Source organism: Methylobacterium sp. Leaf93 (genome assembly GCF_001422345.1).
Taxonomy (GTDB): Bacteria; Pseudomonadota; Alphaproteobacteria; order Rhizobiales; family Beijerinckiaceae; genus Methylobacterium; species Methylobacterium bullatum.
On sequence record NZ_LMMS01000006.1, the window covers coordinates 74,441 to 88,273 of the forward strand.

Genomic DNA, 13,833 nt, shown 5'->3' on the forward strand with positions numbered 1-13,833 from the left:
GGGGTTGTGTAACATGCGGATGAGCGTTCGGTTCGCTCCCGAAAGGCAAGGTCATGACCCCGAATCCTATTCGGGAGGAAGCGCCGGAGGTGGATTTGCCGACATTGCTACGATCTTCCCAGGGTTTAGAAGATCGTGCGGATCGAGGGCGAGCTTGAACCGACGCATCAGGTCCAGGCCCACTGGATCGCCGTAAAGGCCCAGTTCGTCGCGCTTGATCAGGCCGATGCCATGCTCGGCGGCGATGGACCCGCCCATGTGATGCACAATGTCGTGAACGATCCTATTGAAGCGAGCCCAGTGCTTGAGGAAAGCGGCCTTCTCCATGCCGAGAGGCTGGCTGAGGTTGAAGTGGATGTTACCGTCGCCGAAATGCCCGAACGCGCAGACGCGCAGGCCCGGCATTTCGGCTTCGCAGGCTGCAATCGCCGTATCCAGGAAGTCGGCCAGACGCGAGAGCGGTACCGAGACGTCGTGCTTGATCGAACCGCCTTCGAGTGACTGAACGTCGGACAGGTTTTCGCGAAGCGCCCATAAGTTCGCGTTCTGCGTCTCGCTCAATCCGATGACTGCATCTTCAACGAGACCATCCTCAATCGAAGCGGCGAGGGCCGTCTCGAGGCCGCCCAAAGCCTCTGGCCCGGCGCGCGTCGTGGACATCTGGACGAGCGCGTAGGCAGCATGGTCGCCGGGAAGGGGGCGCAGAAATCCAGGCCTATGTTTCAGCACGATGTCGAGGCCGAAGCGCGGAATGTACTCGAATGCCGTGAGATCGCGTCCGACCGTCCGCTTCAACTTGTCGAAAAGGGTCAGAGCCGCGTGTGGGGACGACAAGCCAGCGAAACCCACCGCCCGCGACGAGGGCTTGGGATAGAGCTTCAGCACCGCCGCGGTGATGATTCCCAGCGTCCCTTCCGATCCGACGAAGAGGTGTTTCAGGTCGTAGCCCGCATTGTCCTTACGCAGTGCGCTCAGACCGTTCCAGACTCGGCCATCAGCCAGCACCACTTCGAGGCCGAGCACGAGATCGCGCGTGTTGCCGTAGGCGAGGACTCCGGTCCCGCCGGCATTGGTGGCGAGGTTCCCGCCGATCGTGCACGACCCTTCCGAAGGCAGTGAAAGGGGAAACAGCATTTCCTCCACGTCGGCCGCCGCCTGAACCTCGGCGAGCAGGGCGCCGGCTTCGACGGTAATGCTGGCGCTCAGGCGGTCGATGGCGCGAATGCGGGAGAGACGACACAGGGACAGGACGATCCCGCCCTGTGGCACGCCGCCCCCCACCAGTCCGGTATTGCCGCCCTGGGCAACGATTGCGATTCCAGCTTCGGCGCAGGCCGCGACGACGAAGGCGACCTCGCCGGTATCGGCCGGACGGACGACGGCGATTGCGCTCCCCCGGAAGAGGCCGCGCCATTCCACGAGATGAGGTGCGATGTCAGCGGGCGCCGTGAGGACATGCTCCTCCCCCAACCGACCGGCGAGACGAGAAAGGAATTCGGCGGAAGCGCTCACGGAAAGCTCGGGGCAGGAGATGAAGGGGCAACACGAGGGGTCAGGGCAGGACCGGCACGATGGCGGCGGGCGGCTCTCCTCCTATAATAATGATAGTGACCCCTCTTTGCAGGGCGCAGGGCTGCCCCGCAACCGATCCGAGCAAACCCATCAGGAGGCGCCAGACCGATGCTGTCCGTGATCCCGAACCCACCCCGCATTGCCCTGCCTATCGTCGGCAGCGAAGACTTCTTCCCCGTGCGCCGCGTCTATTGTGTGGGGCGCAACTACGCCGCTCATGCCCGCGAAATGGGAAAGGATCCTGAGCGCGAGCCGCCGTTCTTTTTCATGAAACCGGCGGACGCGCTTCAGATCGTCCCGGGCTCGGAGGCGGTGGATCATCCCTATCCGCCGCGTACCGCTAATTACCATTTCGAGGTGGAACTCGTGGCCGCTCTCGGACGCGGCGGGCGGGACATTCCCGCGACTGAGGCGCTGGATCACGTCTACGGCTACGCCGTCGGCCTCGACATGACCCGCCGCGATGTTCAGGACGAAGCAAAGCGCCTTGCCCGCCCGTGGGACCTCGCCAAGTCAGCCGATGCCTCGGCCCCCATCGGACCGCTCCACCGGGTAGAAGGTCGCGGGCATCCGATGCGCGGCGCCATCGTGCTCTCAGTGGACGACATTTCCCGTCAAGCCGGCGACCTATCGGAGATGATCTGGTCCATTGCCGACCAGATCGCCCTCTTGTCCACCTATTTCGAGCTCCATCCCGGCGACCTGATCTTCACGGGCACGCCTTCGGGCGTCGGCGCGGTCGAGCGCGGACAGGCAATAGAGGCGGCCATCGAAGGCTTCGGCGTCATCCGCCTCATCGTCGTATGATCGGAACCCTCCTCGACCGACAGCTCTTCCAGTGGCTGTTCCAGTTCGGCGCCCTCGCGTCCCGGGGGATGACTCTCGGCGTGCGTGGCGTCGCCCTCGACGCGCGGGGCCGCGTCTGCCTCGTGCGCCATACCTATGTGGCGGGATGGCACTTGCCCGGCGGTGGCGTCGAGATCGGCGAGAACGCCGTCGACGCCATGGTCCGGGAGTTACGGGAGGAGGCCGAGATCGTGGTGGAGGAAGCGGACACGATGCGCCTGCACGGATTTTTCCGCAGCACCGCTGCCACGGGCCGCGACCACATCGTCGTCTACGTCGCCCCAGCCTTCACGCTCCTCGGACCAAAGTTTCCCGACCGGGAGATCGCGCAATGCGACTTCTTCGCGCTCGACGCCCTGCCCGAAGGGACCACGCGGGCCACGCGCGAGCGCCTCGGCGAGATCGCCCATGGGCGATCCCCGGCGGCCGCGTGGTGAGGAAGCGAGAAAGTTGCCCGCCGGCAAAAGAACCGCAAAACAGCCCTTGCCACGCCCGCCGTAATGTTGTTTAGAGACGCCGTCCGGGGCCGCCGGCGGGTCTTCTCCTTCAGCGGCGCGGTATAGTGAGCGGGTGTAGCTCAGGGGTAGAGCACAACCTTGCCAAGGTTGGGGTCGAGGGTTCGAATCCCTTCGCCCGCTCCAATTCACTCGGACAGATCAGAACGCGATTACAGCGCGTTAGCAGAGGCCACCTTCGGGTGGCCTTTTGCGTTCCTGGCCCCCTGGTCCCGTTATTGGTCCCGAAACGTGCGAAAACCCCGCCCGGGAGACCCCCGGCAGGGTGGAAGGCGATCGCAGGCCCCGATTGAAACGGGACCGGCCATTCGGTTGCAGGCCGACGCTCTCACGCGCCGTGGACAGTCCCAAGCCAGGAATTTCCGACCTCGTGTGCGCTGTCGCACATAGACGGTTTTTAGCCGATCGAGGGATTTCAGCGCCGGCCACCCGGATTCCCGCGGGCGGCTAAATCCTGCGTCAGGGGGCGAGCCGGCCGAGATACTTCGCGTCCTCCGGATCCGGCGGCGCGAGGATCTCGGGTTGGGCTTCCAGCAGCGGCCCGACCGCGGCCGCGATCTCCCGCTTGTCGAGGAGACGGTAGGCCCCGTCGCGCAGCAGGATGACGGCCGGGGCGGGCTTGAGCTTCTTGGCCCCCTTCTCGGGCGTCAGGTACACGCCGTCGTACCCGGGGGGGCCGGGCTTGAACCACACCACGAGGGCGTCCGGCGTCTGCTGCCTGAACCAATCCGACGTTGCGATCCAGGCCGCGCAGGCCTCCTTGGCCACGCGCTTCCGGTTCACGTTCGACAGCTGGGACGCCAGGAACAGCGCGTGCCCGGCGAGCTCGCCGACCGGCAGGGGCGTGAACACGATCTCGCCGGGGGGCGCGTCGACCCGGGTGAAGGTCTCGATGACGGGTTCGGGTTTGACGTCGGACATGCCCGCATGATGCGGGCGAGCCGTTAACCGCCCGTCAGCCGGCGGAGCGGCCGGCCTCGCGGGCCCGGCGCTCCGGACCGAGCTTCCTTGCCAGGTCCGCCGGCCGCTGCGCCCGCACGAAGCCGCGGCTGACCTGCCCCGAGATCTCGGCCATCTCCGTCAGGGCATCGCCGAGCGCCCTCCTCAGGGCGTCCCTCGCGTCGCCGTCGGCGGCCTCCATGTACGCCCGCTCCATTTCGTCCACGAGCACCTCCATTGATTCGCACATGAGAACGAATGGAGAACAAATTGGTGCGGGAGTCGATCCCTGGACGCGACGTTTCGGCCCTCGGTCAGACGAACCAGCTGACCACCAGGGCGACCGCGATGCCGAGGCCGACCTGCAGAACGGTGGAACGCAGGCGGTCGATCGCTGCGGTCAGATTGGCGGCATCCAGGTTGGGGACGGGATCCGCGGGAGCCTGAGGCGGCGGCCCCTGTTCCGGCACCCCATCATCCTCGTCGACCTTCGGCTGCGGCGCGTCGCTCCAGCTGAGATGGCGGACGGTGCCGCGGGCCACCTCTGGGCTCTCGCTCGCGTTGTCCGCATGGGGAGCCAGATACCAAGTGACGCCGTAGCCGGGCGGCGTGTGCTCGTCGCCCTTCGTGATCCAGAGATCGAGCTTCACGCCGAGGTGGAACGACGGCATCTCGCCAGCGCGGTAGGCCGCGAGCATCGCGGCCATGTCCATCTCGGGGATCCAGCACTCCAGGAACCAGGCGTCCTCGCTCTTGAACTCCCGGTCACCGGCGATGAAGCCGAGCACGCCGGTGAACGGGGTGTAGCCGTTGCCGTCCTCCTGGGGGATGGCGGGCCGGATCGTCACGGGCAGGACCCGGCACGTGTCGCCCCATCCCGCGAGCCGGACGGTGTCCCTCCGGATCGCGGCCATCCCGGACAGCTGGGGTGTCCGGCTGATGGTCCCGTAGTCCGTGGAGACGGCCTGACCCATCTTGAGGTTCGAGACCTCGACCCAGAGGGTCCGATAGGGGTCGTGGTGCCACTCTCCCTCGACCTCCGGGATCGCCATCGTCCCGTCCGTGACGATCGATTTCAGCCGCGCGCGTTTGTCCTGTCTCGCCATGTGCCCCCCCGAGGTTGAGGCACTCTCGCGGGCTGGCGACGCCCCGTCCAGGGCTCCCGTCCTTAGGCCTGCCTGCGTCCCACGCGGCGCCGGTCGTTGCGGGCCTCGCGCTCCACGGCGTGCCCGATCCACAGGGCGAGCGCGTCCCGGATCCGGGACTCCCGCGCGGCCGGGCCGTCCCCGGGATCCGCGGCGATGATGCGCTCGACGGTCCTCGTGGCGCCGCGGGCGAGCTCGTCGATCGTGGACTGCCTCACCACAGGTCTCGCACGTAGCCGAACTCGACCCGCTCGACCCGCTCGACCCGCTCGACGTCACCCTCGCCGATGAAGGTCTTCGATCCGACCGGACTGAACGTCATTCCGGCCACGATGTCCCCGGCGTTGAGGCCCTCCGGCGGGGTGTACGAGCCCGCGTCGATGGCGGCCTGCACGCGCTTCCTCAGGTACTCCGCGAGCGGGCAGGTCGGCTCGACCTTGAAGACGGGGTCGGCAGAGAGCTTCAAGTCGGCGAGCGCGACGGACCAGGACCCATCCTTCGAACCCTCGTTACCGGTGACCGTCGCCTGCAGGGTTCGGCAGGTCACCACCCCGCGCAGCGACTGGAGAGCCACGCGGTTGAGGTGCATCCTGTCCGTGGACAAGGCGAATGTACCGTCGCCGTTGGGGGTAAGTGTCGCCTTCGTCATGCCCGCCTCCGTGCCTTGGCCTCGGAGGCCCGGCGCGTCTTGCGGTTGGGGCCGGCGTCGTCGGGCCGGCGGAAGGCCAGCGACGCGACGAACGGGCTCATCTCCCGGCAGGTCACATCGAACTCGGCCGCGAGCTCGGTGGATCGTGCCATGCGCTCGACCACCTCGCGCACGCCCATGCGCCTCAAGGGGATCCGGCGACCGGCGATGTGGATGCTCTCGCTCATGCCCGTAGCCCCTGCAGCTGCCTCTCAATGCCGAGGCGGACGGCGATGGCGTGGCGAACCTGGCGGACGAATTCCTCGGAGGGGTCCTCGCGGAAATCGTTCGGGGTGCAGTGCCAGGCGCAGTAGACGATCACGGCGTCGCCCTGCGTCACCCTCGAGCCGTTGACGGTGACGACGTCGCCTTAGGTCCCGATCCGGATCTCTTCGCTGTCCGAGGGGAGGCCGATCGCTTCGAGGGCTTCCCTCGCGATCGGCCCGTTGATGGAGGCAACCCATAGGGACGACATCTCTCCCGGCATGACCACGGCCATCCGGGGTGGCGTCATGCGGAAGGGCGTCTCGGTGTAGATGCGCATGGTCAGGCATCCCGTCCGTTCACATGAGCCTGAAGGCGGCGCAGCCCGGTGCTCATCCAGCGACCAGCGTCGAGCATCCCGAGAGCGAAGGCCGCGCCCATGGTCGCTCCCTGCTGAGCCGCATGCGCAGCCGCAGGATCTCCCTCCCGCCATGTCCGGCGTGAGATCAGCGCCTCCAGCGTACCGGCCGAGGTGTCGCAGTCGGCTTGGGCCGCCAAGCGCCTGGCCGTCCGCGGGATGGCGTGTGCCGACAGGCCTGAACGCCGGAGCTGTCGGCGGATGCCACGCTCAGACTTGGTCATGCCGGCCTCCGTGCCTTGGCCTCGGCCGCCCGGCGCTGCTCGGCGAGCAGGCCGTCGAGGCTGTCCCGGAGCGCCCGGACGAGCGTCATCCCATCGATGTCGTCGGGGTCCGTGCAGGCCTCGGCCTCGCGCAGGGCGGCCCGCACCGCGGCGATGTCGTCCTCAATCGCGACGTGGCGCTTGGGCGCCTCGCCACCCAGCTCCTTGACCTGCGCCATCCCATTTCCCCCATCGAATCCGTGCAGAACAGCAGTCTGCCACGCCCCGAAGATTTCCACTGGACGGCGTCCAAAAATTCGCGCAGCCGGCTGAGTCGCAGGGGGTTCCTTGCATGCCGATCGGGTAGGCTTCGGCCATGAGCATCTTCGAACTCGGCGAGTCCCTCGCCACCGCCCGCCGCCATCGCCGCCTCTCGCAGCGGGCCCTCGCGGCCAAGGCCGACGTAAGCGTCGAGTGGGTGTCCCGCTTCGAGCGCGGTGACAGCATGGAGCCATCGATGCACCGCGTGTTGCGATGCCTCCATGTGCTTGGGCTGGACCTGCGGCTGTCGACGTACAACCAGGGCCGGCCCAGCCTCGACGACCTCATCGCGCAGGACGAGGAGGCCGATAGCAGCCCGGTGCTGAAGGCGGCGCTAGGGCTTGGTTAACCTTAGGAACCCCACTCGGTCCGCAACGGCTGCACATCCCTTGCACCCTGAGCCGGCTTGGCGCACATAGGGGTCACACCGGAGTTCTCGCCATGACCTTCCCTCGCTCGAAACGGATGCATCGCCCCGCCGCCTGAGCCCTGCTCGGCGCGCCCCGCGTGCACTCCCGTTCCAGCGAGATCCCCATGACCGACGACGCCTCTCGGGCGCGCGCCGCTGCCGTCCAGGCCGCCCGTGCCACGCTCCTCGACTCCACCGCCCTGACGGGGCCCCGCCAGCCCGAGGCTCCCATCGGGTCGCGTGCGAAGGCGTTCGGCGGCGAGCACGTGCGGTACGACGCCCGCGTCGACGCCGGCCTGGCTCTCGCCCGGTTCCTCGGCGAGGAGCCCCGGCTCCCGGCCGCGCTAGTCCGGCAGCTCGGGCAGACCCGGCGGGACGTCAGCATCGCCTCCCTGCAGAAGGCGGAGGCGGCGCTGCGCGGGCACGCCAACGCGGAGACCACCTCGGACGCGAGCCGGAACGCCGCGGCGCTGCTGGCGGATGACCTGCTTTTCGCACAGGCGGCGCTGGGGTCCGCCAAGGCGGCGGCGTGCTGCAGCTCGATCTGCTTGCGCCTGGCGCTGGCGTCGGCCTCCAACGGGCATCACGCCGCCGCTTGGCTCGCCCTGCGGAACGCCCTTCGATACTGCAGCGACGCCACGGAGGAGCTGGACGAGGCGGGGTACGTTTCCGAGGACCAGGCCAGCAGCCTGGCGCCGTACGACAACCACGTGGCCCGATTCGCCGAGACGCTCGCGATCATCGCGGCGGCGCACCGGCAGATCGGCGTCGAGGAGGACCTCGCCCGCGGTGGCGCCGGCGGCACCGCCAAGGACTGGGTCGACGCGCAGGCGGACGGCCTCGCCGCGCTGGCGCAGCTGGACTGGCCCCTCGGCGACGGAGGCTGGAGGGACCGGGCGGCGCGCGCCACCCCGACGCTCGTCGTCCTAGCCAAGGGGGCCTTGGACCACCTACCCGGTTCCGAGACCACGGGCTCATCGCGGACGTCGCGGGGGTCCACGCCGCGCGCGGAGTTCAACACGCTCGCCGGGGAGGCCCTGCCGCTCGTCCATGGCGTCGACGTCGTGGCCGTCGGCAAGCTGCTCGACGCGCGGTTCCCGTGGTTCACGGACCTCACCGCGCTGCTGCTGCGGGACCTCGCCAACGGGGGTGTAGCCCGGCTGCGGAACACTCTCGCGGTGTCGCCGCCGGGCAGTGGGAAGACGAGCTACCTGCAGGCGTTCTGCGAGGCGGCCGGGATCCCGTGCGTCCTCTACAACGCCGCCGGCGTCGCCGACGCCGCGTTCGGAGGAACCTCGCGCCAGTGGAGCACGGGGCGCGCAAGCGTCCCGTTGCAGACGATCCAGCGGCTCCGCGTCGCCAACCCCGTAATCATCATCGACGAGATCGAGAAGGCGGGTACGAGGTCGGAGAACGGGCGCCTCACGGACTCCCTGATCGCCCTGCTGGAGCCGGCAGGGAGCCGCGCCTTTCACGAGGTCTATCTGGAAACGAACGCCGATCTGAGCGGCACCCAGTTCCTGGCGACGGCCAACGGGACGGGAGGCGTCCCCGGCCCCCTCCTGGACCGCTTCCGCGTCGTGCACGTCGGCCTTCCCAGGGCCGAGGACCTCCCCGTCGCGGCGGCCAACCTCGTCGCCGAGCTCCGCGACGAGCGTGGCCTCGACGCCGGCTGGCTCCCCGACCTCGACGGCGACGAGCTGCATCTGCTGGCGCGCGTGTGGAAGGGGGGCAGCCTGCGCCCGCTCCGCCGCGCCGTGACGACGCTTCTCGACGGCCGCGAGACCCTCGCCCGTCGCCACTGACACCTCATCACTGAAGGAGACCCTCTATGTCCGACGCACGCCCGAATGCCGCCCCGGCCGCCTCCCTCGACGAGGCGATCCTCTCCCTGCGCGCGCGCCGGGAGACGAGCGACCTCCGCTTGGAGGCCGAGCTCTCAGGCCTGTCTGTACTTCACCTGGCGCGGCGGGCGCAGGCCCTCGGCCGCCTCGGGCCCTGCGACGTCGACCGCCTCGTCCAGGGCGTCGTCCGCCTCGTCGACGCCCTGCCGGGCACGCGCGGAGACAGGGCGTGAAATCCGCGCGCGGCCCCCCTCTGCCCAATCCGCATCCCAGGAGATCTTCCCATGCTCATCGACGAATTTCGCACCATCGCCGACGACGCCGTGTGCCGCCATCCGGGCCACGCCGACGTCGCCCCCACGGGCGTCAGCCCGAGCCCTCACGGCCCCCTCGTGACGTGGACGGGCGGCAGCGTGCTCCCCCGGCAGGACGACGGCAGGACAGTGGCGCCGCCCCCCGCGCAGGACGTCCTCCGCGTCCTGGCGCGCACCCTCGCCCTGCGCTGGCAGACCGGCCGCGCCGTCGTCCCGGACGACTGGGACGCCACCCTGCGGGCGCGCCACCCGAGGACGTTCGAGGACGGCGGACCGTACTCGGGTGGCGGGTGGCGTTGGCTATGGGAAGCGGGCGCGAGCCTGATCTCCGAGGCCGGCGCGACGGGATTCCGCACGACGCAGACGAAGGAAAAGTTTGCGCAAGCGCGATGGTATTACTCAATCGAAGGCAAGACTAGGAAGGCGATGCGCAATGAAGTCAACACTATAGTTGACTGCGTAGAGCACCTGTCGGCCTTCATCTGCGAGACGTGCGGAGCGCCTGGTCGGATCCGGCACGGAGGCTGGTCGAAGGCCTGCTGCGACGCCCATGCCGCCGGGAAGAAGTGACGTCTACCGCAACCTGACGCGCCGGCTCTGGTCCGTGCGCGTCGGCGGCCGGGTCGTCGGCCACGTGCCGGCGATCGTACTTGCCGACGTCGTCCTCCGGGCGTCGGAGGCGAGCCGGCAGCGGTGCCTCAGGACGGGGGCCCGCGACGTCCACGCGTGGGCGTCCGGCACGGTGGCGGAGGGGGCGCGGCCGCCCTCGGCGGTGAGGCTTCGATACCGGATCGGGTGTCCCGGATTCAGGACGAATGGACTGTGCGTCACGCGGGCTGCGCGGGCGTGGTTCGAGGCCGATGGATCGGCTTGGTGCGTGGGAGGGTGGGATGACGAGGCTCTGGATTTTCTCTGACGTGCACGACGACGCCGACGCCTGGGAGGGCCCGGCCGTGCCGGCCTGCGAAGTCGCAGTCGTGGCCGGGGACGTCGCCGACGGCCTGACGCGGAGGTCCATCCCCTGGCTCGCGGCGTGCGTCGTGCCGTTCGTCCGGACCGTCGTCTACGTGCCGGGGAATCACGATTTCTACGGGTCGCGTTGGCAGAGTGAGCTGGAGCGCGGGCGCGAGGCCGCGGCCGCCGCCGGGATCCACCTGCTGGCCGTTGGGGAGACCCTGAACGTCGAGGGCCTCCGGATCGTCGGCGCCACGATCTGGACGGACTACCTGCTTCTCGGCGAGGCGTGGCGGGCGCCCACGATGGCCTCGTGCGGGGACCGGTCCGCGGGCATGCGAGATCACAGGAAGGTCAAGGTCCGGCTGCCATCGGGCGAGACGAACGCGTTCCGTCCGAGCGCGGCCGCCGCGGAACACGTGACGCAGCTCGGTCGGATCGAGCGCGCGCTTGCGGAGCCGTGGGACGGCCCAACGGTCGTCGTCACGCATCACGCCCCGCACCCCGCGTCGCTCGGGCGGCAGGGGCCGCTGCAGGCGATCGATGCCGCGTACGCCTCGGACTGCAGCCGCGTCCTCGAAGGGGAGCACGCCCCGGATCTCTGGATCCACGGGCACATCCACCGGTCCGCCGACTACCGGATCGGTGGGACCCGCATCCTCGCGAACCCGCGCGGCCGCCGGGGCGAGAACCCCGCCTTCGACCCGTCCCTAGTCCTGGAGATCTGACATGCGTGCGCTCGCCATCCTCGCCCTGCTCGCTGGCCCGGCCGGGGCGGACCCCTACCAGCCCGCCCCGGGCCTCTATTGCCCCAAGGGGGCCGACGTCCCCGCCATCGTCGTCGGGCCCGCCCCCGGCGAGGTCGGCATCGATCTGATGGAGTGCCACGGGGCGAGGATCTCAGGCGGCCGGGTGACGGCCTCCCGGTGCTACGGCAACGGGGGCCGGCCGGTCCCCTACGAGGCGGAGCTCAGCCTCCTGCCCAGCGGCGTGCTGCTGCACTACGGCGTCCGGTACCGGCGGCGGCCGTCCGGGGGGCCGTGCCCGTAGGCCACCGAGCGCCTGGATCGGGGGGTGCTGCAGCGCGCTCCACGAGCGAGGCCGGATTTCGCTCGCGGTGTAACGCCGATCGCGCGGACTGAAACGCGCGAAAATATGCTGAGAGCGTGCCGAGACCGTGCGCAGGCGTGCCCGGGCCGGGTTGCCAATGATACCGAACCGGCCTTCGCTCCCATTTCGCTGCACCAGATTTCAGGCACGAAAAAGGGGCCCGGTCACCCGGGCCCCTCGTCACCACTCAGAGTCTGAGGGGTGTCAGTCGAACAGGTCGGGCTCCCGTGCGGCCCGCCAGTCGACGGAGACGCAGAGCTCGCGTCCGTAGTGGAGGATGCCCTCGACGTCATCTTCGGCGTCGCACGGGGCTTGCCGCCGTACTCCTCGATCCGGACGCGGAACAGGGCACGGTCGATGAGGTCCTGCCGGGGGAGGTTCGACCTGTTCAGATCCAACAGGTCGCCGCGCTCCTTCAGCCAAGCGATGAACTTGTTCGGCTTTTGCCCGAGGGCCTTGCCACCGGCCTGGAGGCTGTAGAGCTCCTCGCTCTCGGCGAACCGCTCGACGCACTCCACCGCCGGCAGGGCCCGCTGTACCTGCCGCTGCGAGGCGGTGAGCTGGCGAGAGGTGTCGATGAGCTCCTGGTCTGTGATGACGAGGCGCTCGACGAGGGCGTCCTCCCGATCCATCGGGGCCAGGAGCATCCTCCTTAGCACCCTGTTGTCGTCGAGGTCCTCGGGGATCGCGACCGGCGTCGGGGCGGGTGCCACGGCGTAGGAACCGGTCCGCCGGATCTCGGGGAGGACCTCGTTCATCGCCCACCGACGGAACCGCCATGCCGTCGCGCCCTTCACGAGGGCACGCTGGCTGCGCATCAGCAGGGTGTAGAGACCGCCCTCGGTGATGACCAGGACCTCGCCCTGGGGATGCCCTAAGAAGATCTTAGCCCTCTCGTCCTCGTCGAGCGCCTTGAGCGAGACGGACGGGTTCGAGAGGCGGGCGGCCTTGCAGACGTCGGCGCCGACGAACCAGGGCTGCCCGTCGATCTCCACGACGCGGATGTCGTGGTTGTCGAAGCGGAAGATCGAGATCGCCGGCGCGGCCGGGATGCGGACGATGGCGTTCACGCGCGCCTCCCGTCGGTGGCGAGGGGTACGGCCACGAAGGCGATGTTCGGGGGCAGTAGGCCGGCGATGTCCCGCGCGGTCTCGGGCGCACCGATGACGATGCCCCGCTCGTACTGTCTGTTCTCGGCCAGGCATTCGACCATGTCGTGCAGGTCGCTCACGACGGCGGCCCGGCAGACGTAGACGCAGGGCACGTCTTTCCCGTCGATCAGGACGTGCCAGAAGGCCCGGGCGAACGGGCGGACTTTGCTGACCTCGGCGCCCGGCAGAAATGCGCCCGGGTCCCGGCGGAAGATCGCCTCGCGCGCCTTGTCGTTCTTCCCGCCCGGCGCGTCGTCGCCGGTCACCAGGAGGAGGCGGTCACGCGCAGCGGCTTTGGCGGCCTCGATCCGGAGCTCGATCGTACCGAGGACGCTCCTGCGCAGCATCGGGAACGCCGGCTCGGCAGTGCGCTCCAGGAGGAACGACCGCGCCGCGTGGGGATCCTCGACGCTCATGGCCGCCGCGATCTCAAGGACCGAGGCCTCCTCGAAGCGCTCGGCGTACTGCGAAATTCCCTGGGCGAGGGACGCGGCGAGGCTACCGTTCGGGGCGGTCGTGGTGGTAAGGTGGGTGCACGGTTCGGTCACGGGGATGCTCCTGTGGCTGACCAGGCCTCGGCGGCGTTCGCGCGCTTCCGGGGCCATTTTTTTCGCCAGTGGATCCGGCGATGTCGGCACGAATCGAAGGTTATCACCTTCTTCTGAGAACGCGAGTCGATGTGCCGTCATTGCACGTTTCGGGCGCTTTGGTGATAATGGCCTTCCATCGAATCCGGCTCGGAGTGCCTCGTCGTGTATCCCTCCCCAATGCAGCTGCGCGCCGCGCGGACCCTCGTCGGCCTGACGCAGGACGAAATTTCCCGACGCGTCGGCCTGTCCCAGAGGACCATGGTCGCCGTCGAGATGAGGAAGTCGTCCCTGAGCGCGCTCCACTCCGTGATGGGGTTTTACGCCGGCTTGGGCATCAGCTTCTCAGGCACGCCCGACTACACGGTGCAGACCGTCACCTACACGCAGGCGACGCCTCCGGACGTGCCCCCGATCCCGGACACGTAAGGGGATGTCTGGCGGGCGGTGACCTGCGCGCGGCGCGGTTCGCTGCCGCGATGAGTTTGCCTCGGTAGCGCCCGCCCCACCGTGCCAGGACGCTCTCCACGCCCTCGCTCGCCAGCGTGGCCCGCACGGCGGCCGCGGTTGGGGTGGGCCTCAGCCGACTCTCCCAATCCTCCTCGTGGACTGA

Annotated in this window: 22 protein-coding genes and 1 tRNA gene; 10 read left to right on the top strand and 13 right to left on the bottom strand. The window is 69.1% G+C overall.

Annotation, left to right across the window (positions count from 1 at the left end; translation table 11 throughout):
- Positions 1 to 66: 66 nt before the first annotated feature.
- Positions 67 to 1,512 carry an FAD-binding oxidoreductase gene (locus ASF26_RS06880; RefSeq protein WP_082477547.1) on the bottom strand — a complete coding sequence of 482 codons (1,446 nt, stop codon included), beginning with the start codon at positions 1,510 to 1,512 and terminating at the stop codon, positions 67 to 69.
- A gap of 168 nt (positions 1,513 to 1,680) precedes the next feature.
- Here ASF26_RS06880 and ASF26_RS06885 point away from each other — a divergent pair, with 168 nt between their 5' ends.
- The 3 genes from ASF26_RS06885 to ASF26_RS06895 all read left to right on the top strand — a co-directional run bounded on the left by ASF26_RS06885 (position 1,681) and on the right by ASF26_RS06895 (position 3,059).
- A complete protein-coding gene (locus ASF26_RS06885) occupies positions 1,681 to 2,379 on the top strand; it encodes a fumarylacetoacetate hydrolase family protein (protein ID WP_056251296.1) in 699 nt (232 codons plus the stop codon).
- Complete coding sequence (locus ASF26_RS06890) at positions 2,376 to 2,855, top strand: NUDIX domain-containing protein (protein ID WP_056251299.1); 480 nt, start codon at positions 2,376 to 2,378, stop codon at positions 2,853 to 2,855. Before ASF26_RS06885 ends, ASF26_RS06890 begins: the two co-directional genes overlap by 4 nt.
- A 129-nt stretch (positions 2,856 to 2,984) precedes the next feature.
- Positions 2,985 to 3,059, top strand: a tRNA-Gly gene (locus ASF26_RS06895).
- A gap of 333 nt (positions 3,060 to 3,392) precedes the next feature.
- On the opposite strand, the gene ASF26_RS06900 is transcribed toward ASF26_RS06895, so the two are convergent.
- The 10 genes from ASF26_RS06900 to ASF26_RS06935 form a co-directional block, all read right to left on the bottom strand.
- Positions 3,393 to 3,854 (bottom strand): hypothetical protein, encoded by a 462-nt coding sequence (locus ASF26_RS06900; RefSeq protein ID WP_056251302.1) that lies wholly within the window; start codon positions 3,852 to 3,854, stop codon positions 3,393 to 3,395.
- A gap of 34 nt (positions 3,855 to 3,888) precedes the next feature.
- Positions 3,889 to 4,110 (bottom strand): hypothetical protein, encoded by a 222-nt coding sequence (locus tag ASF26_RS06905; protein ID WP_244475855.1) that lies wholly within the window; start codon positions 4,108 to 4,110, stop codon positions 3,889 to 3,891.
- Positions 4,111 to 4,186: 76 nt separating this feature from the next.
- Entirely contained in the window at positions 4,187 to 4,978 is a 792-nt protein-coding gene (locus tag ASF26_RS06910; protein ID WP_056251309.1) for a hypothetical protein, read from the bottom strand.
- A gap of 62 nt (positions 4,979 to 5,040) precedes the next feature.
- Entirely contained in the window at positions 5,041 to 5,235 is a 195-nt protein-coding gene (locus ASF26_RS06915) for a hypothetical protein (protein WP_056251407.1), read from the bottom strand.
- A complete protein-coding gene (locus ASF26_RS06920; protein ID WP_056251313.1) occupies positions 5,232 to 5,666 on the bottom strand; it encodes a hypothetical protein in 435 nt (144 codons plus the stop codon). The genes ASF26_RS06915 and ASF26_RS06920 overlap by 4 nt, the downstream gene beginning before the upstream one ends.
- Entirely contained in the window at positions 5,663 to 5,893 is a 231-nt protein-coding gene (locus ASF26_RS06925) for a hypothetical protein (RefSeq protein ID WP_056251317.1), read from the bottom strand. Before ASF26_RS06925 ends, ASF26_RS06920 begins: the two co-directional genes overlap by 4 nt.
- Positions 5,890 to 6,045 (bottom strand): hypothetical protein, encoded by a 156-nt coding sequence (locus ASF26_RS22570; protein WP_156462899.1) that lies wholly within the window; start codon positions 6,043 to 6,045, stop codon positions 5,890 to 5,892. Before ASF26_RS22570 ends, ASF26_RS06925 begins: the two co-directional genes overlap by 4 nt.
- Positions 6,046 to 6,075: 30 nt before the next feature.
- Positions 6,076 to 6,249: a hypothetical protein gene (locus ASF26_RS22575; protein WP_156462900.1), complete on the bottom strand. Its 174-nt coding sequence runs from the start codon at positions 6,247 to 6,249 to the stop codon at positions 6,076 to 6,078.
- A gap of 2 nt (positions 6,250 to 6,251) precedes the next feature.
- A complete protein-coding gene (locus ASF26_RS06930; protein ID WP_056251320.1) occupies positions 6,252 to 6,551 on the bottom strand; it encodes a hypothetical protein in 300 nt (99 codons plus the stop codon).
- A complete protein-coding gene (locus ASF26_RS06935) occupies positions 6,548 to 6,769 on the bottom strand; it encodes a hypothetical protein (RefSeq protein ID WP_056251323.1) in 222 nt (73 codons plus the stop codon). The genes ASF26_RS06930 and ASF26_RS06935 overlap by 4 nt, the downstream gene beginning before the upstream one ends.
- Before the next feature lie 137 nt (positions 6,770 to 6,906).
- Between ASF26_RS06935 and ASF26_RS06940 the strand changes: the two genes are divergently transcribed.
- The 6 genes from ASF26_RS06940 to ASF26_RS06970 all read left to right on the top strand — a co-directional run bounded on the left by ASF26_RS06940 (position 6,907) and on the right by ASF26_RS06970 (position 11,422).
- Positions 6,907 to 7,200, top strand: coding sequence for a helix-turn-helix transcriptional regulator (locus tag ASF26_RS06940; protein WP_056251325.1), 294 nt, complete (start codon positions 6,907 to 6,909; stop codon positions 7,198 to 7,200).
- 185 nt (positions 7,201 to 7,385) lie between these two features.
- A complete protein-coding gene (locus tag ASF26_RS06945; protein ID WP_056251328.1) occupies positions 7,386 to 9,065 on the top strand; it encodes an AAA family ATPase in 1,680 nt (559 codons plus the stop codon).
- A gap of 26 nt (positions 9,066 to 9,091) precedes the next feature.
- Complete coding sequence (locus ASF26_RS06950; RefSeq protein ID WP_056251331.1) at positions 9,092 to 9,337, top strand: hypothetical protein; 246 nt, start codon at positions 9,092 to 9,094, stop codon at positions 9,335 to 9,337.
- 51 nt (positions 9,338 to 9,388) lie between these two features.
- Positions 9,389 to 9,988: a hypothetical protein gene (locus ASF26_RS06955; protein WP_056251334.1), complete on the top strand. Its 600-nt coding sequence runs from the start codon at positions 9,389 to 9,391 to the stop codon at positions 9,986 to 9,988.
- Positions 9,989 to 10,308: 320 nt separating this feature from the next.
- Positions 10,309 to 11,100 (top strand): metallophosphoesterase, encoded by a 792-nt coding sequence (locus ASF26_RS06965; protein WP_056251341.1) that lies wholly within the window; start codon positions 10,309 to 10,311, stop codon positions 11,098 to 11,100.
- Between the two features lies 1 nt (position 11,101).
- Complete coding sequence (locus ASF26_RS06970; RefSeq protein WP_056251344.1) at positions 11,102 to 11,422, top strand: hypothetical protein; 321 nt, start codon at positions 11,102 to 11,104, stop codon at positions 11,420 to 11,422.
- Positions 11,423 to 11,646: 224 nt separating this feature from the next.
- On the opposite strand, the gene ASF26_RS06975 is transcribed toward ASF26_RS06970, so the two are convergent.
- On the bottom strand, positions 11,647 to 12,552 hold the full coding sequence (locus ASF26_RS06975) for a BRO family protein (protein WP_056251347.1): 906 nt from the start codon (positions 12,550 to 12,552) through the stop codon (positions 11,647 to 11,649).
- A complete protein-coding gene (locus ASF26_RS22935; protein ID WP_162240219.1) occupies positions 12,549 to 13,181 on the bottom strand; it encodes a hypothetical protein in 633 nt (210 codons plus the stop codon). Before ASF26_RS22935 ends, ASF26_RS06975 begins: the two co-directional genes overlap by 4 nt.
- A gap of 204 nt (positions 13,182 to 13,385) precedes the next feature.
- Between ASF26_RS22935 and ASF26_RS06985 the strand changes: the two genes are divergently transcribed.
- Positions 13,386 to 13,649: a helix-turn-helix domain-containing protein gene (locus ASF26_RS06985; protein ID WP_147840852.1), complete on the top strand. Its 264-nt coding sequence runs from the start codon at positions 13,386 to 13,388 to the stop codon at positions 13,647 to 13,649.
- The last annotated feature ends 184 nt before the right edge of the window (positions 13,650 to 13,833 follow it).

What these genes read in the sequence shown, in the direction of transcription:
- ASF26_RS06900 (WP_056251302.1), bottom strand. Translation starts at nt 3,854, where the DNA reads ATGTCCGACGTCAAACCCGAACCCGTCATCGAGACCTTCACCCGGGTC.
- ASF26_RS06965 (WP_056251341.1), top strand. Translation starts at nt 10,309, where the DNA reads ATGACGAGGCTCTGGATTTTCTCTGACGTGCACGACGACGCCGACGCC.
- ASF26_RS06935 (WP_056251323.1), bottom strand. Translation starts at nt 6,769, where the DNA reads ATGGCGCAGGTCAAGGAGCTGGGTGGCGAGGCGCCCAAGCGCCACGTC.
- ASF26_RS06970 (WP_056251344.1), top strand. Translation starts at nt 11,102, where the DNA reads ATGCGTGCGCTCGCCATCCTCGCCCTGCTCGCTGGCCCGGCCGGGGCG.
- ASF26_RS06930 (WP_056251320.1), bottom strand. Translation starts at nt 6,551, where the DNA reads ATGACCAAGTCTGAGCGTGGCATCCGCCGACAGCTCCGGCGTTCAGGC.
- ASF26_RS06945 (WP_056251328.1), top strand. Translation starts at nt 7,386, where the DNA reads ATGACCGACGACGCCTCTCGGGCGCGCGCCGCTGCCGTCCAGGCCGCC.
- ASF26_RS06890 (WP_056251299.1), top strand. Translation starts at nt 2,376, where the DNA reads ATGATCGGAACCCTCCTCGACCGACAGCTCTTCCAGTGGCTGTTCCAG.
- ASF26_RS06905 (WP_244475855.1), bottom strand. Translation starts at nt 4,110, where the DNA reads ATGGAGGTGCTCGTGGACGAAATGGAGCGGGCGTACATGGAGGCCGCC.
- ASF26_RS22575 (WP_156462900.1), bottom strand. Translation starts at nt 6,249, where the DNA reads ATGCGCATCTACACCGAGACGCCCTTCCGCATGACGCCACCCCGGATG.
- ASF26_RS06920 (WP_056251313.1), bottom strand. Translation starts at nt 5,666, where the DNA reads ATGACGAAGGCGACACTTACCCCCAACGGCGACGGTACATTCGCCTTG.
- ASF26_RS06885 (WP_056251296.1), top strand. Translation starts at nt 1,681, where the DNA reads ATGCTGTCCGTGATCCCGAACCCACCCCGCATTGCCCTGCCTATCGTC.
- ASF26_RS06940 (WP_056251325.1), top strand. Translation starts at nt 6,907, where the DNA reads ATGAGCATCTTCGAACTCGGCGAGTCCCTCGCCACCGCCCGCCGCCAT.
- ASF26_RS06955 (WP_056251334.1), top strand. Translation starts at nt 9,389, where the DNA reads ATGCTCATCGACGAATTTCGCACCATCGCCGACGACGCCGTGTGCCGC.
- ASF26_RS06925 (WP_056251317.1), bottom strand. Translation starts at nt 5,893, where the DNA reads ATGAGCGAGAGCATCCACATCGCCGGTCGCCGGATCCCCTTGAGGCGC.
- ASF26_RS06950 (WP_056251331.1), top strand. Translation starts at nt 9,092, where the DNA reads ATGTCCGACGCACGCCCGAATGCCGCCCCGGCCGCCTCCCTCGACGAG.
- ASF26_RS06910 (WP_056251309.1), bottom strand. Translation starts at nt 4,978, where the DNA reads ATGGCGAGACAGGACAAACGCGCGCGGCTGAAATCGATCGTCACGGAC.